This is a genomic window from Microbacterium sp. Root553 (assembly GCF_001426995.1).
Classification (GTDB): Bacteria; Actinomycetota; Actinomycetes; order Actinomycetales; family Microbacteriaceae; genus Microbacterium.
The window spans coordinates 2413224-2436437 of the sequence record NZ_LMFY01000001.1 but is presented as its reverse complement, the minus strand read 5'-3'; the positions used below and the strand labels follow the sequence as shown (position 1 = coordinate 2436437).

Here is a 23214-nt window from a genome sequence, read left to right as displayed (position 1 = left end):
GCGGGGTCAGAGAGTTGCGAGAATCTCCTCCATCGTGGTGATCTCGGCCGTCTGGGTGTCGATGATCTTCTGGGCGAGCGAGACGGCGTCACTGTTCTGCCCGTCGTCGACTTCGTCCTGTGCCATGTCGATCGCGCCACGGTGGTGCTCGATCATCTGCTCAAGGAACAACCGGGATGCTTCGGTGCCGGTGGCCGCATCGAGGGCTTGCATGTCCTCTTCGGTCATCATGCCGCTGCCGTGATCCATGCCTTCCATGTCGGAGGTATCGGCACCCCAGTCTTTGAGCCAGGATTCGAGTTTGTCGATCTCGGGCTGTTGGGCCGCTTTGATCTCTTCGGCAAGGGCGGTCACCCGCTCGTCGATGTCGGCCTTTCCGAGGATGGTGTCGGACATGTCCACGGCTTGCGTGTGGTGCTCGATCATCATGCTCGCGAACATGATGTCTGCGTCGTTCGCGTCCGCTGTTTCTGCCGGTGCGGACGAGCTGTTGCTGTGGTCCATGCCGGGCATGTCACCGCCGGAGCCGGCGCTGCCGGCGCAGCCCGTGAGGGCGAGCAGTGTGGTGAGGGTGATTGCGGCGATTGCCGCGGGTCGGATCTTCATGAGTGTTCTCCAAGGGTCGGTGATGACACCCGACGAAAGCCGGGTATTCAGGGTGCGTTGCCCGCGTGGGCGGGCTAAAGCGTCATCACGTGCGACTGATGCAGAGAACCGTGAGGGAAGGGGGAGGGGGAAGGGAGTACGCGCGCGCCGGCCACTGTGCCATCACGACCGCGAGCAGCATGGCCGGTGGGGTGCGCCGCCAGCTGAGGCCGACCCGACCAAGAAGAATGATGGCGACAAGGAGAGCGAGCACACACGCCATCCAGGTCATCGCATCCTGGTCACCACCGCACGTTGCGCACCCCGCCTCCTGCGAAGCAGTACCAGGGGTCACGGCGACGGTGGACGGGGCGGGATGCTGCTCTGACATGTCGCCGGTGTGCGCGCTCACGGTGACGGAGTCGTGGTGCCCGACAGATGTCGCATGCGAGTTGAAGGAATGCATCGCCAGCAGCCCGGCGATGACGCCCACGGCGACGATCAGCACGGTCAGAACGTTGCGGGTGAGCGTGCGCGAACCCCACACACGTTGTGCGACAGCAATCAGCGACATACTCACCTCCCGTTCTCCTAGGGTACGTCCGGGGTCGACGGTTCCCTGGTCTAGTTGCCTGTGACGGCCTCGGGGCGCAGGTCCAGCCGCCGCAGCAGCTGCGCGTTGAGCGCAACGACGATAGTGGACAGCGACATCAGTACCGCTCCCACCGACATGGGCAGCACGAACCCGATCGGGGCGAGCACGCCGGCCGCGAGGGGGACCGAGAGCAGGTTGTACCCGGCGGCCCACCAGAGGTTCTGCTTCATCTTCCGGTAGCTCGCTCGCGACAAGTCGATCACGGACAGCACCGACCGGGGGTCGTCGCTGGCGAGGATGACCCCCGCAGACGCGATTGCGACATCGGTTCCCGCCCCGATCGCAATACCGACGTCCGCCTGCGCCAGCGCGGGGGCATCGTTCACCCCGTCACCAACCATGGCGACCTTTCGACCTTCGCCCTGAAGCTCTTTCACCTTCGACGCTTTGTCCTCGGGGCGTACCCCGGCGAAGTACCGGTCGATGCCGAGTTCGCCCGCCACGGAGGCGGCGACCGCGTCCGCATCACCGGTGATCATGACCACCTGCACACTGCGCTCATGGAGCGCGTCGACCGCATGGCGCGACTCCGAGCGGATCTCATCCGCCAGACGCAGCGCGCCCACAACCTGACCGTGGACGAGCACGTGAAGGATGATCGCACCCTCGTTCCGCCACTCGTCAGCAACGGGCAGCTCCTGCGCATTCTCCTGCTCGAGCATGTACGGGCCACCGACCTGCACGACACGTCCGTCAACGCGGGCACGCACCCCGACAGCGGGGGATGACTCGAAGTCGGTTGAGCGTGGAACGGTGAGCGTCTTCTCTTTTGCCGCGTTGACGATCGCGCGGGCGAGGGGGTGCTCGGAGTCTGCTTCCGCCGCGGCCGCCCACGCCAACAGCTGATCGGCGTCGGTCCCCGTGACGGGGTTGATGGCGGTCACCGCGGGGGTGCCCTTGGTGAGCGTGCCCGTCTTGTCGAACAGAACAGTGTCGACGGTGCGCATGCTCTCCAGCGCGAGACGATCCTTGATGAGCACGCCCCCGCGGGCGGCGCGCTCGGTCGCGATCGACACGACCAGCGGGATCGCCAGGCCCAGCGCGTGCGGGCAGGCGATCACCAGCACCGTGATGGTGCGGATGACGGCGGCGTCGGGTAGGCCAACAACCGTCCAGACGATCGCGGTGATCGCTGCGGCGCCGAGCGCGAACCAGAACAGCCACCCTGCGGCCTTGTCCGCGAGCCGCTGCGCCCGAGACGACGAACTCTGCGCCTCGGTGACCAGCTTCTGAATCCCCGCGAGAGCGGTGTCCTCACCGATGGCCGTGATCTCCACCCGCACTCCGGAATCCGTGGCGACGGTACCGGCAATGACCGGGTCGCCATCGCTGCGGCGCACCGGCCGGGATTCTCCGGTGATCATCGACTCGTCCATGCTGGCCGATCCCTGAACGATGCGCCCATCGGCGGGGACCCGCCCGCCCGGACGCACGACCACGACATCGCCTACCTGCAAGTCCGAGGGCGCGACCGTTACGGTCGTATCGCCGTCGACCTTTTCTGCCTCGTCAGGCAGCAACGCCGCTAAGGAATCCAAGGCCGATGTCGTCTGCGCGAGCGAGCGCATCTCGATCCAGTGACCAAGCAGCATGATCACGATCAGCAGCGCCAGCTCCCACCAGAAATCCAACTCGTGGTGCAGCATGCCGAGGCTCGCACCCCACGACGCCAGGAATGCCACGGTGATCGCAAGGGCGATCAGCAGCATCATCCCGGGCTTGCGTGCACGGAGCTCGCTCACGGCACCCGTGAGGAACGGGGCCCCGCCCCACACATACATCACGGTCCCGAGAACCGGGGACACCCAACCCACCCACGCGGCGTCGGGCAATGGGTACCCGAGCAGCATCGAGAACATCATCGAGAACCCAACCACAGGGGCCGCGAGGACCAGCATGATCCCGAACAACCGCCGGAACTGACCGACATGATCGCCGTGACCGCCGTGACCGCCGTGGCTCGTGTGACCAGCGTGCTCTGGGGGAGCACCGTGGTCGTGGCTCATCGCCGTGTGGTCATGCTCCGTTGTCGGCACGCTGCCGTGATCCTGATGCGCAGTGTGTTCGTGGTGCTGGTCATGCTGGCTCATCGGAAACTCCTTGCTCGGATGCACCCGGATCAGCCGGGCGCAAACGGATAGCGACTCAGATCGGGGAGGTCGCGAGGGTGTAGCCGGCCTCTTCAACCGCAGCCCGTACAGCCGTGGGATCGATAGGGGCGGCGCTGTGGACAATCACGCGGGATGCCCCGCCGGCATTCAGGTCGACCGTGACACCGTCGACACCATCGATGGCGTTCAGCTCATCGCTGACGCTGGAGGCGCAATGCGAGCATGTCATCCCCGCAACCAAGATCTCGGCCGAGACCGGGGCCGCGACAGGCGCGGATGCGTCAACGGATGAAGGGGCAGCGCAGCATGCGCACCCCGCATTCGCGTCCTTCAAGCCGAGTTCGATGCGATCAGTCATGATGTGCTCCTTCGAGTAGACAGACGTAGTAGTTATGAACGGACGAGACGAGCGATCGCTTCGTTGGCCTCGCGGACCTTCGCCGCAGCCACCTCGCCTCCCTCAGCACTTGCCTGAGCGACACAATGAGCGAGATGGTCACTGAGTAGCGACAACGCCACCGTCTCGAGGGCCTTCGTCGCCGCAGACACCTGCGTCAAGATATCGATGCAGTACTTGTCCTCATCAACCATTCGTGCGATACCTCGCACCTGACCCTCTACCCGGCTCAACCGCTTACGCAGATCAGCCTTGTTGCTCTCGTAGCCGTTCACTCCCAAAAAGATACCCCCTAGGGGTATATAAAACAATGCATGCGAGTCTATTCCCGGTCGGGAAGTGTCCGCGGCAAAGGTGACGCATAGGTGATCTGTGTAAGGTTCGAAATATGCGTCGAAGACCCCGCTTTCGTACCGTTCGTGGTGCGGCGGGAATCATGCTCGCTGCGGTGTTCGCCATCGGTCTGAGCGGGTGTGCGCCGGATCCGGTCAGCGATTCCTTCCTCAAGGGTGAGAACACCGGGTATGTGGCCGCCGACGGCGCGATCGTCGAGATCCCGATCGCCGAGCGGAGCGAACCGGTCGCCTTCAGCGGCATCACTGAAACTGGTGATGATTTCGACGGTGCGGACAACGCCGGCAAGGTCACGGTGGTGAACTTCTGGTACGCGGGGTGCGCGCCGTGCCGCATCGAGGCGAAGGATCTCGAAAGCGTCTGGCAGGAATACGGCGGCGAGGATGTAGCTTTCATCGGCATCAATACCCGCGACCAGGCCGACACTGCCCAAGCATTCTCTGAAGAGTTCGGCATCACCTACCCGAGCCTGATCGACGTGAACACGGCCGAGGCGAAACTCGCTTTCTCCGAAGTCGTGCCGATCCAGGCGACACCGACGACTCTCGTGCTCGACAAACAGGGCCGTGTCGCCGCCCGCATCATCGGACCCATCGACGGCACCTCGATCCTCTCGACACTCGTCAAGGACGCTCTGGCGGAGACACCATGAACGCCGACACCATCATCGGGTCCGGCGCGCTCTGGCTCGCAGTCCCCATCGCGATGCTCGCCGGTCTCGTGTCGTTCCTGTCGCCCTGCGTGCTCCCGCTGGTCCCCGGCTACCTCGGCTTTCTCGGCGGGACAGTCTCACCGAGCTCGAAAGGTGACGCGACAAACGCAGCCGCACCTGAGCGCCGACGACTCGTGTTCGGCGTGCTGCTGTTCATCCTCGGCTTCAGCGTCGTCTTCGTTCTCATCACTGCGCTGGGCGGAACGGCTGGCGTGTTCTTCCTACACTGGGGAGACCTGGTCACACGCATCCTCGGGCTCGTCGTCGTCCTCATGGGGCTCGTCTTCCTCGGGTTATTCAGTTTCGCCCAGAGGGAGGTCCGCTTCCACGTCAGCTCACGGGCCGGGATCGTAGGGGCGCCGCTACTCGGAGTGGCACTCGGTATCGGCTGGGCGCCATGCATGGGACCTACATTGGCCGCGATCATCGCGCTTTCATTCAACGCCGGCGACCCTGTCCGGGCCGGCTTCCTTGGCCTCGCGTATTCGCTTGGCCTCGGCATCCCGTTCCTGCTGGTCGCGTTCGGGTTCGGTTGGGCGGCGAAGACGGTCGAGTTTCTCCGTCGTCACATCCGGGTGCTGAATGTCTGCGGCGGCATCCTGCTGATCGTCCTCGGCCTCCTGATGGTGACAGGGCTGTGGACCGACATCATGTCGCGGCTGACGGCGGTGATGGGCAGCGTCATCCTCCCTCTCTGAGATCCCTAGCAAGGATGTCGGGAGTGACGACTGGAGCAGCCCTCTCTACCCCACTGCTCATGTCGACGGCGCTTCGTGATCCCGTGTCGCAGCCTTAGATATAGACGCCGCGGTCTTCCATGAATCGGACGGGGTTGATGTAACCACCATTGATGTAGACCTCGAAATGCAGATGGCAACCAAAGGAGCGTCCAGTGTCACCCGCGTAAGCGATGACCTGGCCGGAATTGACCCACTGCCCCCGGCCGACGACGATGCCACCGGGTTTGATGTGCGCGTACCCGGTGCTGACGCCCCCGCCATGTTGGATGCGGACGTAATTGCCGTAGTTACCGTTGGCGCCGGCGTAGTCCACTGTTCCGGAGTTGGCGGCGTAGATCGCCGCTCCGCAGCCGTTGGCCATGTCCGCGCCGTAGTGGTAGCTCGAGGAGCAGCCCTGCGACCCGCAGATCGGGGTCCGCGGGCCGTAGCTTGAACTTCGGCCGCCCCCGTGGGGCCGAACCCAACCGCCGCTCCCGGCAGAGCCCCCGCCGCCACCGTTGCCGCCACCGTTGGCTGCCGCTTCGGCGGCCTCTCGTTCGCGACGGGCTCGCTCTTCGGCCTCGCGTGCGGCTACACCCGCCTGGTAGCCAGCGACCGTCTGCGTGGTGGTGTCTTTCAGCGCGGCGAGCTGCGCCTGCATCGTCTCGAGGTTCGCGGCTTGCTCGTCGAGCGCGGCCTGTGCGGCGTCGGCCGCTTCTTGTGCGGCAATCATCTTTTGCTCCGCGACCTGCTGCAGCCGGTCCCGTTCGTCGCGGGCGACCTTCGCCTGATCGGTCAGCGATTGGGCGGTGTTGCGCGCCGAGATTGCGTCATCGTAGACCGACCGGTTGTACTCGAGCAGTTTGTCCATGGTGCCCAGGCGGGACAGGAGCTCATCGGCGTTGGCCGCGGAACCGGAGAAGAACAGTTGCAGTGCTGAATCGTCCCCACCGTTGCGGTACAGCTGTGCCGCAACTTGACCGGCCCTTCGCGCAGAGGTTTCGGCAATCGCTGATTGTTCGTCGGCCTGCGCCTGCAGGATCTCGGCTTCCGTGATCGCAGCGAAGTATTCCTGTTGTGCTGCGTAGAACTCGTCGGAGGCTGTGTCAGCGGCCGCCTGGGTCTCGGCGACTTTCTGCGTCAAGGACTGGATCAGCCCTTCGATCCGGGTGATCTCGGTGGCCTTGGCAGCTTCGTTGTTCTTGGCGCGTTGGACATCGTCCCAGCTCGGGTAGGACGCAGCGTACGCAGCTGAGACGCCGGAGCCGATACCGAAGGCAACGAATGCAGCGACGCCGAGGGCGCCGAGTCCGAAAGCGCCACGTCGAGTAACACTCAGCTTCCAGAATGAGTCGCGTTCGGCGGGCGTGGGTGCACACCCGCATTCTTCAGCCGCCTCCGTAGCAGCCGCGGAGACGCGTCGTTCGTTCACTGTGCCCTCTCCTCGAGCTCGGCTTCGTGGATTCTGCTGCCAGGGGCGCGCAGATTGGTCATGCTCGCGTTGCCCGCTGTCTGGTCTATCGTCCGTTCGTGGGGGCGGAAGTCGCGCCGACTCGCCCGTGATCTCTGATCTGTGGCCCATATCTGACGCACCGAACTTGAGTTCGACTGTCCTGACCCGAAGCTCACTCTTTCGGGTCCGTGTGGCCGTCGGCGCTCAACCTGCTGTGTTTTTTCTTCTTCACTTGCCGTACGACAACGGTGGCGGTGATCACTGCGGCACCGATGACAGCAACGGCGATGATGAGCGGGATCGCGATCGAAGCCACCTCGTTCTCGCCTGCGGATGCCACCGGGGCAGGGGTTTCCGCTGCGGGAGGTTCGGTGGTTGGCGCGGCGGAGGGCGACGCCTTTGCGGGTTGGATCCGTGATTGTTCGTTCCCGCATGCTGGTTTGTCCCATCCCAGCCCTGGCTCGACACCGGTGGGAGCGTACGTGAACGTGAAGCTCTCCGAGATGGGGTGACCGTCGCTGGAGACGGCGTTCCACAGCACGGTGTAGACGCCCGGTTCTCCGAGTGCGACCGGGGTGGTGAGGATATTGCGGTCGATGGTGGAGCAGCTGGATTCGTAGAAGAGGCCGTCGGGTCCTTGCACTTGGGCGAAGCTGGCCTGGCTGAAGTCAATGAGTTCCCCGCTGAACGTGAGAGCGACGTCGTCAAGTTGGGTGACGGTTTCGTCTGCCCCGGGCACGGTGTCCAGGAGGTTGTCGTGCGCGAGAGCTGCGGGGGCCGGTGCGGCCACGATTCCCAGTGTGATGAGGGCTAGAAGTGTGCTGGCGAGCCAGCGGGTGCGGTGGGCGGAGGTCACAGGTGTGGATCCTTTCGTACGGCGGGCACGGGGGTGCTACCGGTAGGTCGGTTGTTGCGTTTCGTGTGGAGGACGGAGAAGACCGTGAGGATTGCGAGGGTTCCCGCGATCGTCAAGGTGGCTGCTCCGGCGAGGGTCTGGTCCTGGAGAGGGGTGGGTCCCCACGTTCGTCCCATGGCGCCAAACCATTCCGCGACGATGAGGTCGGAGCGAGTGATCGTGGCGATGCCGAAGAAGGCGGCCAGGCCTGTGAGTGCAGTGAGTGAGGCCAGACGCCACCGCCCCTCGGGGGTCGTGGACGCGTGAAGGGAGAGCGATCGTACGAAGAGGCACCCGGTGACGAGGAGCTGGCTGATCATCCATTCCGCTCCGAGCTGGTCGTAGAGCGACCAGCGGAACAGGTCGGAGTAGTGGATGAACCACAGCGATGTAGCGAAAAGGGACGCGGCGACGACGGGGCGCAGAGCAAACCGTGCCACCGGGTTGTGGGCGGCCCAGAGAAGCCATTCCCGCGGTCCTCGGCTTCCATCGTCCCGTGGATGGATGATCAAGGTTGCGAGGGTGACGGGCGCCGCTGAGACAAGGAGCAAGGGGATTGCGAGGCTGAGGAGAGCGAAGGAGAGGAATCGCATACTGATGAGCGAGTCGTCGTAGGCTGCGAGCGGTCCGCTGGTCGTCCACAGAAGCACCCCCATCCCCGCAATCCAGCTAATCGTGCGCCTGGCTGGCCACGGATACCCGCGGCGCCGTGCGCGTCGGACGCCGACGAGGTAGAAGACGATTCCGAAACCCGCAGCGAGCACCCAGAGCAGGTCGGGGCTCCACGCCGTGAACCATCTCTGCAGCGTGAGTTCGATCGGGACGGGTGCGTCGGTGAGGATCTCCGCGGCGGTGTTCTGCGGCAGCGTGATCGTGTCGGCGGGGGCGGCGGTGCGGGCGAGGGCGGCGGCGGCACCGCTCGCGATACCCATGAAGCCGAGTTCGACGCTCACGATCATCCAGAAGGCGCCACGGCCCTCGCTGGCTTTCGCGAGGAGTCGACGGCGGTAGGCGGCACCCAGGACGCCCATGATCAGAAGAGCGCCGATCTTTGTGAGAAGGATGATGCCGTATGGTGAGGCCAAATCCTCCCACCGGCCGAGGGCAGTGAGCGTCCGCGCGTATCCCGAGACGGCGACGCCGATGAACGCGATGAGCGCCACCGTCGAGTACCGGCGGAGCAGGTTCTCGAGTCCACGCGGAGAGCTGATCGGTCGCGCGACGACGAGCAGGATGAGACCTCCGAGCCATATCGCTGCTGAAATGACGTGCAGGACGAGGGACATGACCGCGGGATCGTGGTTGGCGAGCTCACCTGAATGACCTTGGGTAGCCATGGGTATCAGGCTGATGATCGCAAGCACGGTTGTTATCATCACCGCCCCATAGCTGCGCACAGCGAATGTGAGGACTGTCACGACCGAGGCGAGGATCGCGGTAATAAGCCATGATCGTCCCAGCTCGGTGTCGAGGAGGAAGCGGCCCAGCTGCGCACCGAACTCAGCGCCCAGGCTCACTTGCGGATTGAATGAGGACAGGAAGGTGAGGAAAGCCACCACCCCGCTTGCGATGGTGAGGATGGCGGCGCCGGCAGAGGCTATATCGAGCGCGACGGTGAACGGTTTCTCTCCCGAGGGGAGAGCAAACACCGCCAGTACCAGAGGCCCGAGCATCGCCGCACCGGAAAGATTGACAAACAGCTTCGCGGCCGGGAGTCCCCATCGCACGAGCGCTCCAGGGTCACTGGTGAGTCTCGGTGCAGCGCCTCCACCGATCACGAGCCCGACCACCACAGCGACGAGTGCGGCGACAACGAGAATCGTCGGTCCAACGATCCGGAGAACAACGGGATTCATGGAGTGGTATCTCCCGTCACAGTGCCAGGAGCGTCCGGGTCTTCCGTCACAGGTGCCGTGCATTCACCGGTCTTGGGGAGCTGCTGGATCGCCCCGGCGAGAGATTCAAGAACCGCATCTGCCGACAGGGTGGTCGTGTCTACGTACACCTGGGCAGCTGGATCTCGGCCGTAGGTTGTGAGCCGCAGATTTGGGGTCTCCTCCTCGTCGACGATCCAGTCGACGCCCCCCAAGCTGACACATTGCAGCGTGGTGGGGGCCGGGGGCTCCAACCCGCAGGTGAGGAGCACGCTGCTGGGGGTGCCCCATCCTGCGGTGGCCTGAGCGTCCGTCCACACGCGAGCCTGGTCGCCAATCGAGTCCGGTAGTCGTACGGTGACCTCTGCGCACAGCGGGTCATTCGCGTTTGCTGCGGGCTCGAGGTGAACGGTGGGTGCGCAGCTGCTGAGCACAAGCAGTGCGCACAGTGCTGCGACAGAGGTCAGAATCTTGAGCTTCACAACTTCATCCATCCGTCTTCTTGGGAGTCAGCATGCGATCGCCGCTGTCGGACCGACATGATGAGCAGCGCTAGTACGGTTCCGACACTGAGTGTCCAGCCGAGCCACGGCATCAGCACGACGGCGAGGGTCGTGCCGGTGCGGAGGGGGACCTCGGTGATCTTCGCCGCGGTCGTGTCCACCGCAACCTGAGCCAACACTTTTCCATCGCGGCCGATGACTTGACTGGTCCCGGTGGTGGAGACGTTCACCGCAGTTCTCCCGGTTTCGAGCGCGCGCATGCGGGCGATGGCCAGCTGTTGGAGGTTCTCGTCGGTGCCTCGGAAATCCGCATTGTTGGTCTGAAACACGAACATCTGCGCGCCAGAGGCCACGCTCTGGTGGATGACGTCGTCGTAGATGACGTCGAAACAAATCGCCAGACCGATGGGCACATCGCCAACGTGCACGAGGGGTGTGTTGGAGCCGGGCGTGTACTCGCGTTGTATCAATCCGATGAGGTCGGGGGCGACCGCTTCGTAAAACCAACGGTCCGGGACGTATTCGCCGAAAGGGACGGGGTTGGCCTTGTCGTGGAGCTGCTGCGGCCCGGCGCTGGTCCACAGCATCGTGGTGTTGAACGTGTCGGCTCCACGAGTGGTCGCCGCGTTCACCAGTGCCGGAGCGCCGGCACCCTGCACGAGTCGATCAAGGCGGCCTGCGACGGCGACATCGCGCAGGGGATCGGCGTCGACGGCGCCTTCTGGCCAGACGAGAAGGTCCATCTCACGGTCCAGAAGAGGAGCGGTCGCTTCTTCCTGCGCGCGCATGATGTCGCCTGTTGTCGTGGTGTCGAAGTAGCCGCTGGGCCCGTTGCCCTGCACCCATCCGACGCGCATCATTCCCGCTTGCTCGGTGGGGAACAGAGGGACGGCTATCGCGGCAACGACGATGACCGCCGCTGCTGCTGCTGGCTCCCATCGGCGGAGGATGAGGGCCTCCACGACGCTCGCGCAGACGAGAACCGTCAGGAAGGACAGCCCGGTGGTCCCCACCCATGAAGCGGCCTCCGCGAGCGGGCTCTCGGCGAGGCTGAAACCGACGCGCGCCCACGGGAAACCGGTGTACGGCGTACTCCCCATCAGCGTTTCTCGCAGCACCCACACCCCGGCGACCAGCACGGGAGTGATCGCGCGATACCCGTATCGCGCCCGGGTAGTGGCGACACGATAGGCAAGGGCGATCAGCACGCCGCCGGCACCGAACAGCACGGATTCCAAGCCAGCCAGCGCGACCCACGGGATGGGCCCCAGAAACCGCGACACCCATACCAAGTGGGTGAAGTAGAAGGTCGCGCCGTAGACGAGGGAGATCAGGAACGCCCCGGGGAGAGAACGTCCGCGGAGCGTCCACAGCCCGATGGTTACGCTCACGAAAGTGGCAGGCCACCACCCGTATGCGGGGTAGGCGAGATCCAGCATTCCTCCCGCGATGGCGGACGCGACAATCGCTACGGGAAACGGCACCGCAACAGGCAGGCGCGCGTTGTGCTCTCTGGGATTGCCGCGCCTCGATCGAACGGAGAGGACGCGTCTCACCAACGGGTCAGCGGTCACGGTCATGAGAGCTCAGTTTTTTGAGGTAGGCGTTGTACGAGTCGAGGTCGGCATTCCCGTGCACGTCGGCGTACCGGTCGTCCGCGGCAGCACGAGCGGTGTCGCTGCGGAACCAACGATGCATCACGTAGATCAACATCAGCACGGTCGGGGCTTCACCGTAGGACCATGCCAGAGCGCCGGCTAGCTGCTGATCGGCGAGGGGATCGATGCCTAGCGCCTCTGTGGGGGCGACGAATGAGCCGACCAGGATCGTGCTGGCCATCATGAGGAACACCCCGAAGAACGCGTGCAGCGCGGCTTCAGCAAACACGTCCAGTGCACGCGCACCATGACCCAACCTGACCGGCAGAGGATCGGAGGACAAGATGGGGATGGTGAACAGCATGCCGGCGAGGAGGAACCCGACCTCGAGCGCGACGTGACCCCCGGCGAGAGCGAGGATGACATCGGCAGCACCCGCAAGATAGATGCCGTAGAACGCGAACAGGTACAGCGGGACAGTGGCCCACGGGCTGAGTGCCCATCTCGCGGCCGGGCTTCGAAGAGCACCGTGGGCCACTGTGAGGACTACCCGTCCCGCTCCGTGATGCGGCGTTGCTCGCAGAAGAAGGGTTCCGGGTGAGCCGAGGACCAGTAGCGGCGGCACCATCATCATCAGAGTGAGCTGCTGGAACATGAAAACGGACACCAGCGCCTGGCCATACGTTTCAACGCCCAGACCGGTGACCGCCGCGAGGAGAACGCACCCAAGAAGGAAGCTGACCGTCCGCCACACGGGCCACCGACGCCCGTGCGTCCACAACCGGATCGCTCCGACGAGATACAGCGCAGCGAGAATCCCCGCGACGACGGGTAGCACCGGAAGCGGAATGTCGGCCGGTGCGAGGAATGTCTGCAGAGACGGGGGACTGCTGGGGATCTCGCCGCTCACACGCATGGTCGTGACGCGAAGCTCACGCCGCTCACTTCCGGATCACCTTGATCGTCGCACCCGCTGCCAAGAAGACCACGGCCGCGACGGGCTGTGCTGTGGTCCACACGACACCGGAGAAGGGGAACGGCATCACCGGATTCCAGAGCACGGCGATCGCGAGGAAAACCGGGATCCACCACCAGTGGCGTGCCTGCAGCGCAAACCACCCGACGATCAGCCCGAAAATCGAGGCGATGAAGAGGACGAGCGGTGCCCAGTTCGCCTGGAAGAGCGCCGGGGCCAGGAACAGGATCGCGGCGGCGACGAGGCTGGGGGCCAGGGCATTCCGCTGGTAAGTGGAGGGGACGCGTTCTTTGGGACTCATGGGTGAACCGTTTCTTCGGCGGGTACAGGGTCGACGGGATCGGGGCGGGACGCGGGGTCTGGCCGGCGACGGCTTGTGCGCAGACCCGCGACGATGAGGAATACGGCACCGATGCCGAGAGCGACATCGGCGAGGTTGCCGATGAACAGGTTCCCGTAGGCGAGGAAGTCGGTGACGTGCCCGATCCCGAACGCGGGCGGCGAGAATAAGCGATCGATGAGGTTTCCGATCGCACCGCCCACGATGAAACCGAAACCAACCGCCGACCAGACGTTCCGGGCTCGGATGGCGGCACCGATGAGGACCGCGGTGACAGCGACCCCGATGACGGTGATGACCCATGTGGAACCTTCCCCGAGCGAGAAGATCGCCCCGGGGTTGAAGGCCAGTTGAAGACCGAGCCAGTCACCGATCAGCGGTATACGCGCATCTTGCCGCAACGTGTTCAGAGCAAGAGTCTTGGTGCCTTGATCGATCAGGATGACGATGGCGGCGACGATGAGCATCACGGCCGACCGGCGGACTCGATCACGCATCGGCGTCGTTCTCCGTAGCTGCGGCATCCTTGGCGGCCTGTGCGCGGTCGCGCTGGTGACGCTGGCGCCCGGCCATAACCACTCCCACAACGCCGATCCCCAGAATCAGTGCTAGACCCGAGAGGAAGAACAGGGGCAGCAGTTCGAAAGCGCCGCCGCCGGATGCCGTGCCACCGTATGTTTGCGCGGGTCGGGCCGGTTCCGGCTCCTCGGTTGGGGAGGTTTCAGGGGTGGGGCTTGTGGTCGGAGTGCTGGGTTCCGTGGCCATCGCGGGCGTGACGGTGTAGACATACTCTCCGCTGATCGGGTGTCCGTCGGCGGAGACGGTCTTCCAGCGGACGGTGAAGATGCCGGTTGCGGCGTCCGGGGAGAGGTGTTGGGTGATCGAGTCACCGCTCACCGTCGGCGGGTCGACGGCGACGTTTGCTCCGCTTTCATCGATAACCTCGACGACCGTTGCGTCGTCACCACCGGTGAGGGTTCCGGTGAACATCAGAGAGATCTCGTCGGGGGATCCGTTGATGGTCGAGTCGGCGGTGGGGTACGACGAAACGAAGTCGTCATGAGCGGCGGCCGGAGATGCAGCCCCAAGTACGACGGATGCCGACAACAACAGGGTGGTGAGGACGGCAGTGGTGCGTGCCGAGAGGCGTTTATGCATGGGTGTCGTGCTCTCCGGGGTGGGATTCGGGTTCAATCTGGAAGGTGGAGTGTTCGATGCTCACGGCGAAATGTTCGCTGACGCATTGCTGAAGTGATGCCAGCAGTTCGGCGGAAGCTTCCATCGTGACGGTGTCATCGACCACAACATGGGCGGTGAGCGTGGGGAGGTCGGTCGAGACCTGGGTCGCGTGGAGGTCGTGCACCGCGACCACGTGCGGAAGGGCAAGGATGTGGCGGCGAACATCCTCGAGGTCGAGACCGGCAGGTGTGGACTCCAACAGGACCCGGCCGGATGCTCGCAACAGGATGAGGGTGCGGGGAATGATGAGTAGCGCGATTAAGACGCCCGCGACAGCGTCCGCCTGATACCAACCGAAAACGGCGATGAGGATGGCGCTGGCGATGACGCCGACGGAACCGAGGGCATCGTTGACGACCTCGAGGAACGCGGCGCGCATGTTGAGATTGCGCCCGCGGCCGCTGAACAATACGAGCATGGAGGCGATGTTGGCGACGAGACCGACGATGCCGAAGAACAGCAGACTTCCCGAAGCGATCTCCGGGGGCTCGAACAGCCGACGTACGCCTTCCACGAGCGCGAAGATGCCCACTCCGAGCAGCAGAGCTGCTTGAGCGAGTGCACCGAGCACCTCAGTGCGTTGAAGACCGAAGGTGTACTTGGGAGTCGGGGGACGGTTCATCAGATGCGCAGCGGTGACGGCCATCGCCAACCCGACGACATCGGTGAGCATGTGCGCCGCATCAACGAGCAGTGCGAGGCTGCCTGTGATGATTGCCCCGACTACTTCGATGATGAAGACCGAGGAGGTGATCGCGAACGCGATGACCAGGCGATTGCGGGGAGTGGCGTCACCGATACCGTGACTGTGCCCTGTTTCTGTCATGGTGCTCCTTTATGGCCGTCCGACGATTAGCCGGGCGACGGTCGCCGCTTCACGGCTCGCCCCAGCGAGGGTGTCAGCGTCCGCCCGGGAGTATCGCGGCATGCCAACAGTGAACAGTCCGGGGATGCGTGCACTGACGTGTAATGGCTGCCCGGGGGGCTCCGAATCGGGCAGCCATCCGTCTGCCGGCTCGTACCCGGTCGCGAGGATCAGGGATTGCGGCTTCATGGACGCCCCATCGGCGAACATCACGGTGTCTCCGTTGACCCCCGTTACGGCGGCGGCATGAGTGACGTCTGTCGAAGCTGCGCGGGGGCGTGCCTCGGACATCGGACCCTTACGTCGCAGCCTTGACCAGATGGGCCGCTCTGATGCCCGTGGTGGTTCCGCTCGAGTCGCGAGGGTGACGTCGTGGGAGGACGTGAGTTCTTCAGCAATCTCCACTCCGCTGTATCCGCCGCCAACGATCAACACGCGGCCGGGGGGTATCTGCGCGGGGTCGAGGTACTGGCTGGAATGCAGCACAACACCGGGCACTGCCAGTTCCTGGCGCCACCCCGGTATGCGCGGCACGGCGGCAGCTCCCGTTGCACAGACCACATTTCGTGTTTGCACTTCCCCGGCGGAGGTCGACAGATGCAGCGTGGATCCGTCGCCCAACCGGTTGACTCCAAGAGCTCGTGTGCTCCACACGGTCTTCACACCGATGGCTTTCTCCACCGAAGACAGATAGTCGGACATCTCATCCGCACTCGGATGACGATCTTCATCGCCCGGGAAAGGGAACCCGCGGACGACACTGTGGCGTGCCGCACTGCGCAGTTTCATCGACTGCCACCGTGTGGCCCAGCTTCGTTGACCGGGGGGTGCAGAATCGATGATCACGAAGTCTTTCTGTGGCTCAAGCCCGGAGGACCTGAGCGCGGCGGCTGTCGCCAATCCGGAATGCCCGGCGCCAACGATGATGACGCGACGGTGCGATAGCGAACGCGCCATCATTCAGCACCGTTCACCGCGGCTTCAATGCTGTCCTCCAGGTCGGTCCACGTTTCCAGCACGACAGGCTCTCCATCGATGAAGAACGAGGGGGTACTGCTGACACCGAGCTGCTCACCCTCGTCGAGATCGAACTGGACCCGTTCTGCTGTCGCCGGATCAGCGACCGCATCATCGAACGCGGCCATGTCCAATCCGAGTTCCTCCGCAAACCCCCGGAACAGGTCCGCACGAGACTCTTGAGCCTCACCCCATTGAGGCTGCGTCTCGAACAGGCGGTGATACATGTCTTCCAGCCGCCCCTGCTGCGCTGCGGCTTCGGCAGCGATTGCGGCGTTCTTCGAGTTGAGGTGACCAGGCAGCGGGAAGTAGCGGATCACGTACGTGATCTCGCCATCGAACTTGCCGCGGAGATCCTCGACGAGGGGATAAAACGCACCGCAGGCCTCGCACTCGAAATCGAGGAATTCGACAACCGTCACCGCCCCTTCCCCTCCGTCATCGAGGACATGCGAGTTCTCACGGACGACCTGTGGACCGTCAGCGGTCCCCGTCTCGGGTGCGGCAGCTCGATTCTGATTGACAAGGACGAAGACCAGCGCGACGACCAGCAACACCACGGCGAGAGCAACGGTGACAAGTACCGCTTTCACGGAAGATTTCATAGACACTCCAAACACACACAACGAACGAGGGCGACCAGTGGAGCGCCATCGAAGAGATGGCGCCGCCAGAGTCAGGTCCGCGACAGAGAAAGCTGTGTGAGAGAAGGAGGCAATGCGAACAGGCGCCCCGTCATGGCCGCCAGTGATGGTGCGCGCGGCAAACGTTCGCGAATGTGAGAACCGGGGACGTGCCGGCGGAAGGTCCGCGTGACGATGAGCACCAAGAAGCAGCAGATGATACCCAAGAGGCACCCGGCAACACCGATCACGATGTCGTTTGCGGTATCCCCGGTCACGAATTGTTCGGCGGTCGCGCCGACAACGCTTTCACCGGAACCAGCGGAGTCCTGGCCGACAGAAGGCGTCCCTAGTGACGACGAGGATGTCGTGCTCAGATACGGAGTCGTATCTGTCACGTCACGATGGCCGCCCGGCCATGCTCCGACAACGAGAAGAAGCGCCAGCCCGAGGGCTGTAATGATCTTCGTTATCAGGAACTCGTCGGCTCGGCTAACGCATTTGTGAGCGCGACCGTGGACGACCATGACCTCAGGATGATACCAGCCCCACCAATCAAGTCTTCTTGCGAACCCGTGAGCCACGCGCCCGTTCTACGGGCGAAGCGAGAAAGCCTTGGGACGTCGTCCGCTGAGCCAGCCCATCACCCATCAACTGGACCAGTTCCAACTAACCGCCACCACACCCAACCCGCCCCGATCATGCCCGGAACGATCACCAGCCATCCCAAGTAGAAGTTCTCGGCAGGGCGGCCATACGCGTTACTCCAGAGTGCGATGAGACCGCCGTGCAGCAAGTACAGGGACAACGCCACCTGACCGCACGCGCACAGGGGAACAAAGACAGCACCCCAAAAACGCTCTGCATGCTCCCGCCTCACCGTAGCCCCCAGCACAACGCAGACGTAGACGGCGAACACCAAGCCAATATCCCTCAGAGAGTCCAGGTAGTCCCCCGATAACACCGTGCCGAAGCGCTGCCCGAAACCCCAGGCAAGATACGCCAACAGCGCCACAGCCGCCATGATCCACAACAAGCGATCGCGTTTCAAGCCGTGACGGATCAACAGGGCACCGATGAGGAACACCGGCAACAGGTTGACCACCCGATACTGAGGGCCCAGGAACATCCAGGTCGTGACCTCACGCACGGGCGGCGGCGCGGTGTAGACCCAAATCCAGGTGCGTGCGACGCTCAGCAATGGCTGACTGGCCAGGACAAGGACCGCTGTCGCGGCGATCACGACCGAGCTGCGCAGGAGTAGAAGGGGCGCGCCGAGGATGATGAGCAGCCCGAGATAGCTCAGGATGACCGCCAGCCAGGAGCCCCACGTGGCCATCCACACACCCAGGACGATGAGGAACAGGCCACGCAGAGCCTGTTGCAGCAACGTCACCCCCGCAGCGCCGCCGCGTCTCCACACAAGCTCCGCCGACATGCCCATGACGAGTGCGAAGAGCGGCGACGCGACACTACTGAAGTTCGCCGTGACGAATTGCACCGCCCACGGTGCGTTCGGCACGAACGGAGCAGCGTGCGCGATGAGCATCGCGACAATCGCGAACCCGCGGAGCGCGTCCGGAACCAGAAGACGGCTCATGTCAGAGACGCGTCGAGCTCGCCTGTGCATTCTGGGCGGCAGCGTTCTTTCGGGCTCGAAGACCATGCCCTGAGGGCATTGGCTTGACCGCATAGGAAATAGGTCAGCGGAGACTGTATAGTTCAGCTTATGCTGACCATTGCTTCTCGTCTCGACGTCATGAACCGGCTCGGCCGCGCCATGGCTGATCCTACGCGTTCTCGGATTCTCATGACTCTGCTCGGTGGCCCGAGCTACCCCGCAGTCCTGTCCCGTGAGCTAGAGCTGACGCGCTCCAACGTGTCGAACCATCTCACCTGCCTGCGTGACTGCGGGATCGTTGTCGCCGAGCCTGAGGGCCGGCAAACCCGCTACGAGATCGCCGACCCTCATCTCGCCGCGGCCCTCCTCGCGCTTGTGGATGTGACGCTGGCTGTGGACGAGCACGCGCCGTGTGTGGACTCGGCCTGCACGGTGCCGGGCTGCTGCGGAGCAGGGGCTGACGCGTGAGCGCGGCGTGCGGCTGCGAGCACGAGTCCGCCGCCCCGGCGGGAGAGGAACACGAAGAGGCTGAGCGGCCGTGGTGGAGGGACCGCGGGATCATGGTGCCGGTCCTTTCCGGCGTTGCGTTCCTCGTCGGCCTGATCCTCGAGTGGTCCGGCCTCGAGATTCCGGCGCTCGTGCTGTTCTGGGCCGGTCTGCTGCTGGGTGCGTCGACGTTCACGCCTGGCGCGATACGAAAGCTGTTCAAGGGCAAGCTCGGCATCGGACTGCTGATGACCATCAGCGCCATCGGTGCAGTCGTCCTCGGATACGTCGAGGAGGCCGCGGCTCTGGCGTTCCTGTACTCGATCGCTGAGGCGCTCGAAGACAAGGCGATGGACCGGGCCCGCGGGGGGCTACGGGCGCTCCTGAAGCTCGTCCCGGAAACAGCGACCGTGCTGCAGGGCGGCAACGCTGTGCAGGTGCAAGCGAGAGAGCTTATGGTCGGTCAGGTCATGGTGGTCCGCCCGGGCGAGCGGATCGCAACGGATGGGATCGTCCGCTCCGGTCGCTCCAGCCTGGACACCTCGGCGATCACTGGGGAGTCGATCCCGGTCGAGGTCCAGCCTGGCGATGTTGTGTCGGCCGGCGCGATCAACAGCGCCGGCGCGCTGGAGGTCGAAACGACGGCTGCGGGCACCGACAACTCGCTCACCACGATCGTCGAACTGGTAGAGAAAGCACAGACCGAGAAGGGCGAGCGTGCTCGTCTCGCGGACAGGATCGCCCGCCCGCTGGTGCCCGGCGTGCTGATCCTCGCAGCGCTTGTCGCGATCATCGGTTCGCTGCTGGGCGACCCCGAGGTGTGGATCACCCGCGCGCTCGTCGTGCTCGTCGCGGCCTCCCCGTGTGCGCTGGCGATCTCGGTGCCGCTGACGGTCGTCGCTGCGATCGGTGCGGCGAGCAAGTTCGGTGTGATCATCAAGTCCGGCGCCGTTTTCGAGCGCTTCGGGACGGTCCGGCACGTCGCCGTCGACAAGACCGGAACCCTCACCCGCAACGAGCCCGTGGTCACCGCCGTGCTCACCACGAACGGTGTAACCGAGGTCCAGGCGTTGGCGTGGGCGGCTGCCCTGGAGCAGCACAGCACACATCCTCTTGCCTCAGCAATCACCGCCGCAGCCTCGGGGACACCGGCAGCTGCAGATGTGACCGAGCAGGCCGGCCACGGTATTGACGGCACCGTCGACGGATCGAGAATCACCGTCGGCAGTCCCCGCTGGCTGGACGCCGGCGACCTCGTCGAGCGGGTCGCAACGCTGGAAGAGCAGGGCATGACCGTCGTCATCGTGCACCGCGACGGGTCACCGGTCGCCGCGATCGGCGTCCGTGACGAGCTGCGCCCTGAAGTCTCTGACGTAGTCCGGACACTCACCGGCCAGGGCGTCGGCGTGACGATGCTCACCGGCGACAACGCCCGGACCGCTCGTGCTCTGGCTGCGCAGGCCGGGATCAGCGCCGTGCGAGCGGAGCTGCGCCCGGAGGACAAGGCGACCGCGATCGCAGAACTGTCGAAGGCAGGACCGGTCGCGATGATCGGCGACGGCATCAACGATGCCCCGGCCCTCGCTAGCGCAGACGTCGGCATCGCGATGGGCGCGACAGGCTCCGACGCAGCGATCGAATCCGCCGACGTGGCCTTCACCGGCCATGATCTGCGCCTCATCCCGCGGGCGTTCGATCACGCCCGGCGCGGTCGACGGATCATCAACCAGAACATCATCCTGTCGCTGCTGATCATCACCGCCCTGCTCCCGCTCGCGCTCTTCGGCGTCCTGGGGCTCGCGGCTGTCGTCCTGGTCCACGAGGTCGCGGAGGTCATCGTGATCCTCAACGGCCTGCGTGCCGCCCGCACGCCACGACTGGAAAGCTGATGCTCGCCACCATCGGTTCAGCGATCGGCCTTTTTGCGGCGACGAACATCGACGACATCGTCGTGCTCACCGTGCTGTTCCTCGCCTCCAGTCGAGGGAAACCCCGCCCGTGGCAGATCATCGCAGGCCAGTATCTCGGGTTCATCACCCTGGTCGTGATCAGTGTGATAGCCGCGCTCGGGCTCACGATCGTTCCGGACGAATGGGTCGGGTTCCTGGGTCTGATCCCGCTCGGCATCGGCGTGTGGACGCTCATTCGCGGCTTGCGCCGCAACGGCGACAATGACGACGACGACTCCAAGATCACCGCGGTCGGACTATGGGGCGTCGCAGGGATCACGATCGCCAACGGGGCCGACAATATCTCCCTCTACACGCCAATCTTCCGCACCAGCACCCCAGTCGACGTCGCGATCATGATCGTCGTGTTCCTCATCCTCGTCGCGGTCTGGTGTGCGGCCGGTCGGCTCATCGGCACCAACAAGGCAGTCACCGAAGCGCTGGAGCGCGTCGAGCACTGGCTGGTACCGGCAGTGTTCATCGGCCTGGGCCTGTTCATCCTGATCGAATCTGGGGTCATCGTCCGTCTGATCGAGGTCCTCGCATGACCTCCTCCCGGACAGAGGCTCGCCCGCCCGCTGCGCGCAAGCTGTCGTCGGCACGGCGGTGGCAGCTCACTGGTGGAACGCTCCTGATCGCCGTGGTTGTCGTGCTGATTGATCAGGGAACCAAGGTGTTGGCCGAAGCGACCCTCACCGAGCGCGAGCGCATCCCGCTGATCGGTGACCTCCTGGGTTTGCAGCTCGCCTATAACCCCGGAGCGGCATTCTCGTTCGGGGAAGGCTTCACCTGGGTATTCGCGCTGCTCGCTGTCGCCGCCACCGTCACAGCGATCGTGTTCGCGTTCCGAGTGCAACGCCCGGCGTGGGCGATCGTGATCGGCGCTCTCGGTGGCGCTGCCGCCTCACACGCAGGCGACCGCCTCTTCCGCGACCCCGGATTCGCCCGTGGACACGTCGTGGACTTCCTCGCCTACGGGAACTGGTTCATCGGCAACCTCGCCGACATCGTGATCTTCGCCGCAGCGATCACCGGAGCAGTTTTCATGATCCGCGCAGACGAGGAGAGCACCGAGTGAGATCTCTCGTGCGGTGGTGGGACACTCATCAACTCGCCCTCTACATCGGCGCAATCGCCGTGGGGGCGGCCATCGGGCTGATAACGCCGCAGGCCGCTCCGAGCCTCGAGCACTCGATCGAACCCGCACTGATGTTGCTGTTATTCGCCACTTTCCTCGGCGTCCCGCTTATCGAGGTGAAGCGCGCGTTCCGTGACATCAGGTTTCTGGGCACGGTGCTGGTGGCGAACTTTGTCATTGTGCCGATGCTCGCCTGGGGTCTCTCCCGTTTCGTAGTCGACGACCGGGGACTGCTCCTCGGGGTGTTGTTCGTCCTGCTGACCCCGTGCATCGATTACGTCATCGTGTTCGCTGGTCTCGCGGGTGGTGCTGGCGCGCGACTGCTCGCAGCCGCACCGCTGCTGATGTTGGTCCAGATCCTGCTGCTCCCGGTGTTCCTGTTCCTCTTCGCCGGCGGCGCTGTGCTCGGTGTGGTTGACATCGGCCCATTCATCCGGGCATTCCTGTTGCTGATCGTGGTCCCACTCTCTGCAGCAGCGGTTGTGCAGGCTCTTGCGCGTCGTTATCGGGGAGGGCGGTTTATCGAGAAGATCATGGCGGGTGCGATGGTGCCGCTGATGATGGTGACCCTCGCCGTAGTCATCGGTTCCCAGATCGCCGCCGTTGGATCGCAGATCACCGCGCTCCTGCGTGTAATGCCGCTGTACATCGCATTCGTCGTCCTCGCCGTCGCGATCGGGAAGCTCGCCAGCCGCGTCGCACAACTAGACGTTTCCGCCACCCGCGCGGTGATGTTCTCCACCGCGACGCGCAACTCGCTCGTCGTCCTACCGCTCGCTCTCGCCCTTCCCGCCTCGATGAGCATGGCCCCGCTCGCGATAGTCACGCAAACCCTTGTCGAGCTGGTCGCGATGCTCGTCCTCGTCCGCGTGGTCCCCCTTCTCGCGCGCGAACCACGGCCGAGCCTCGCCTAGCCGCAGCACTGAACTATAAATCGGAGCGGTCGTCCCACCGAAAACGATCGTTTCCGGCGGCTTGGAGGATCGCCCTGGTCAACGTCACGACACGCCGAGGATCGACCCGCCGTAACCCCCTGCCGAAACGCAATAGCACCGAAACCGGTGGTGTAGCGTTTCCGGCTGGCCAATCCGAGCGGGTTCGGCC

The 23214-nt window shown here is 64.5% G+C and carries 26 protein-coding genes; 7 read left to right on the top strand and 19 right to left on the bottom strand.

Annotated features, from left to right (window positions below; genetic code table 11):
- Positions 1-6: 6 nt before the first annotated feature.
- The 5 genes from ASD43_RS11370 to ASD43_RS11345 all read right to left on the bottom strand — a co-directional run bounded on the left by ASD43_RS11370 (position 7) and on the right by ASD43_RS11345 (position 4023).
- Positions 7-606, bottom strand: a complete 600-nt coding sequence (locus ASD43_RS11370; RefSeq protein WP_056278748.1) for a DUF305 domain-containing protein — start codon at positions 604-606, stop codon at positions 7-9.
- Positions 607-691: 85 nt separating this feature from the next.
- Positions 692-1159, bottom strand: a complete 468-nt coding sequence (locus tag ASD43_RS11365; RefSeq protein WP_056417494.1) for a DUF6153 family protein — start codon at positions 1157-1159, stop codon at positions 692-694.
- A gap of 50 nt (positions 1160-1209) precedes the next feature.
- A complete protein-coding gene (locus tag ASD43_RS11360) occupies positions 1210-3330 on the bottom strand; it encodes a heavy metal translocating P-type ATPase (RefSeq protein ID WP_442922226.1) in 2121 nt (706 codons plus the stop codon).
- Between the two features lie 55 nt (positions 3331-3385).
- Complete coding sequence (locus ASD43_RS11350) at positions 3386-3709, bottom strand: heavy-metal-associated domain-containing protein (protein ID WP_017201932.1); 324 nt, start codon at positions 3707-3709, stop codon at positions 3386-3388.
- Positions 3710-3741: 32 nt separating this feature from the next.
- Complete coding sequence (locus ASD43_RS11345) at positions 3742-4023, bottom strand: metal-sensitive transcriptional regulator (RefSeq protein ID WP_026049679.1); 282 nt, start codon at positions 4021-4023, stop codon at positions 3742-3744.
- 161 nt (positions 4024-4184) lie between these two features.
- Between ASD43_RS11345 and ASD43_RS11340 the strand changes: the two genes are divergently transcribed.
- Positions 4185-4754, top strand: coding sequence for a TlpA family protein disulfide reductase (locus ASD43_RS11340; RefSeq protein ID WP_157550956.1), 570 nt, complete (start codon positions 4185-4187; stop codon positions 4752-4754).
- Positions 4751-5512: a cytochrome c biogenesis CcdA family protein gene (locus ASD43_RS11335; protein ID WP_056417486.1), complete on the top strand. Its 762-nt coding sequence runs from the start codon at positions 4751-4753 to the stop codon at positions 5510-5512. The genes ASD43_RS11340 and ASD43_RS11335 overlap by 4 nt, the downstream gene beginning before the upstream one ends.
- Before the next feature lie 94 nt (positions 5513-5606).
- Here the strand turns inward: ASD43_RS11335 and ASD43_RS11330 are convergent, their stop codons facing one another.
- The 14 genes from ASD43_RS11330 to ASD43_RS11270 form a co-directional block, all read right to left on the bottom strand.
- Positions 5607-6965 (bottom strand): M23 family metallopeptidase, encoded by a 1359-nt coding sequence (locus ASD43_RS11330; RefSeq protein WP_056417483.1) that lies wholly within the window; start codon positions 6963-6965, stop codon positions 5607-5609.
- 193 nt (positions 6966-7158) lie between these two features.
- Positions 7159-7842 (bottom strand): copper resistance CopC family protein, encoded by a 684-nt coding sequence (locus ASD43_RS11325; RefSeq protein ID WP_056417480.1) that lies wholly within the window; start codon positions 7840-7842, stop codon positions 7159-7161.
- Positions 7839-9800, bottom strand: a complete 1962-nt coding sequence (locus ASD43_RS11320) for a cytochrome c oxidase assembly protein (protein WP_082539364.1) — start codon at positions 9798-9800, stop codon at positions 7839-7841. The genes ASD43_RS11325 and ASD43_RS11320 overlap by 4 nt, the downstream gene beginning before the upstream one ends.
- Positions 9734-10249 carry a DUF3515 family protein gene (locus tag ASD43_RS11315; RefSeq protein WP_082539363.1) on the bottom strand — a complete coding sequence of 172 codons (516 nt, stop codon included), beginning with the start codon at positions 10247-10249 and terminating at the stop codon, positions 9734-9736. The genes ASD43_RS11320 and ASD43_RS11315 overlap by 67 nt, the downstream gene beginning before the upstream one ends.
- Positions 10234-11838 carry an apolipoprotein N-acyltransferase gene (gene lnt / locus ASD43_RS11310; RefSeq protein ID WP_082539362.1) on the bottom strand — a complete coding sequence of 535 codons (1605 nt, stop codon included), beginning with the start codon at positions 11836-11838 and terminating at the stop codon, positions 10234-10236. Before lnt ends, ASD43_RS11315 begins: the two co-directional genes overlap by 16 nt.
- A complete protein-coding gene (locus ASD43_RS11305; protein ID WP_056417468.1) occupies positions 11822-12772 on the bottom strand; it encodes a cytochrome c oxidase assembly protein in 951 nt (316 codons plus the stop codon). Before ASD43_RS11305 ends, lnt begins: the two co-directional genes overlap by 17 nt.
- A gap of 25 nt (positions 12773-12797) precedes the next feature.
- A complete protein-coding gene (locus ASD43_RS11300; protein WP_017201924.1) occupies positions 12798-13133 on the bottom strand; it encodes a DUF6804 family protein in 336 nt (111 codons plus the stop codon).
- On the bottom strand, positions 13130-13669 hold the full coding sequence (gene lspA, locus ASD43_RS11295; protein WP_017201923.1) for a signal peptidase II: 540 nt from the start codon (positions 13667-13669) through the stop codon (positions 13130-13132). Before lspA ends, ASD43_RS11300 begins: the two co-directional genes overlap by 4 nt.
- Positions 13662-14366 carry a copper resistance CopC family protein gene (locus tag ASD43_RS11290; RefSeq protein WP_136025674.1) on the bottom strand — a complete coding sequence of 235 codons (705 nt, stop codon included), beginning with the start codon at positions 14364-14366 and terminating at the stop codon, positions 13662-13664. The genes lspA and ASD43_RS11290 overlap by 8 nt, the downstream gene beginning before the upstream one ends.
- Positions 14323-15237 (bottom strand): cation diffusion facilitator family transporter, encoded by a 915-nt coding sequence (locus ASD43_RS11285; protein ID WP_017201921.1) that lies wholly within the window; start codon positions 15235-15237, stop codon positions 14323-14325. The genes ASD43_RS11290 and ASD43_RS11285 overlap by 44 nt, the downstream gene beginning before the upstream one ends.
- 9 nt (positions 15238-15246) lie before the next feature.
- Positions 15247-16233, bottom strand: coding sequence for an NAD(P)-binding domain-containing protein (locus tag ASD43_RS11280; protein ID WP_040568255.1), 987 nt, complete (start codon positions 16231-16233; stop codon positions 15247-15249).
- Positions 16233-16898 (bottom strand): DsbA family protein, encoded by a 666-nt coding sequence (locus tag ASD43_RS11275; protein ID WP_017201919.1) that lies wholly within the window; start codon positions 16896-16898, stop codon positions 16233-16235. The genes ASD43_RS11280 and ASD43_RS11275 overlap by 1 nt, the downstream gene beginning before the upstream one ends.
- 71 nt (positions 16899-16969) lie before the next feature.
- On the bottom strand, positions 16970-17500 hold the full coding sequence (locus ASD43_RS17235; protein WP_151460098.1) for a hypothetical protein: 531 nt from the start codon (positions 17498-17500) through the stop codon (positions 16970-16972).
- A gap of 59 nt (positions 17501-17559) precedes the next feature.
- Positions 17560-18516 carry an acyltransferase family protein gene (locus ASD43_RS11270; protein WP_056278743.1) on the bottom strand — a complete coding sequence of 319 codons (957 nt, stop codon included), beginning with the start codon at positions 18514-18516 and terminating at the stop codon, positions 17560-17562.
- A 129-nt stretch (positions 18517-18645) separates the two neighbouring features.
- Between ASD43_RS11270 and cmtR the strand changes: the two genes are divergently transcribed.
- From cmtR to ASD43_RS11245, 5 genes are read left to right on the top strand one after another with little or no spacing between them, the layout of a single operon-like run.
- On the top strand, positions 18646-19005 hold the full coding sequence (cmtR, locus tag ASD43_RS11265; RefSeq protein ID WP_017201917.1) for a Cd(II)/Pb(II)-sensing metalloregulatory transcriptional regulator CmtR: 360 nt from the start codon (positions 18646-18648) through the stop codon (positions 19003-19005).
- Positions 19002-20912 (top strand): heavy metal translocating P-type ATPase, encoded by a 1911-nt coding sequence (locus tag ASD43_RS11260; RefSeq protein WP_040568236.1) that lies wholly within the window; start codon positions 19002-19004, stop codon positions 20910-20912. Before cmtR ends, ASD43_RS11260 begins: the two co-directional genes overlap by 4 nt.
- Entirely contained in the window at positions 20912-21520 is a 609-nt protein-coding gene (locus tag ASD43_RS11255) for a cadmium resistance transporter (RefSeq protein WP_056417465.1), read from the top strand. The genes ASD43_RS11260 and ASD43_RS11255 overlap by 1 nt, the downstream gene beginning before the upstream one ends.
- The gene (locus ASD43_RS11250; protein ID WP_056417462.1) at positions 21517-22050 is read left to right on the top strand and encodes a signal peptidase II; all 534 of its coding nucleotides are present in this window, start codon (positions 21517-21519) and stop codon (positions 22048-22050) included. The genes ASD43_RS11255 and ASD43_RS11250 overlap by 4 nt, the downstream gene beginning before the upstream one ends.
- Entirely contained in the window at positions 22047-23024 is a 978-nt protein-coding gene (locus tag ASD43_RS11245) for an arsenic resistance protein (protein ID WP_056278740.1), read from the top strand. Before ASD43_RS11250 ends, ASD43_RS11245 begins: the two co-directional genes overlap by 4 nt.
- The last annotated feature ends 190 nt before the right edge of the window (positions 23025-23214 follow it).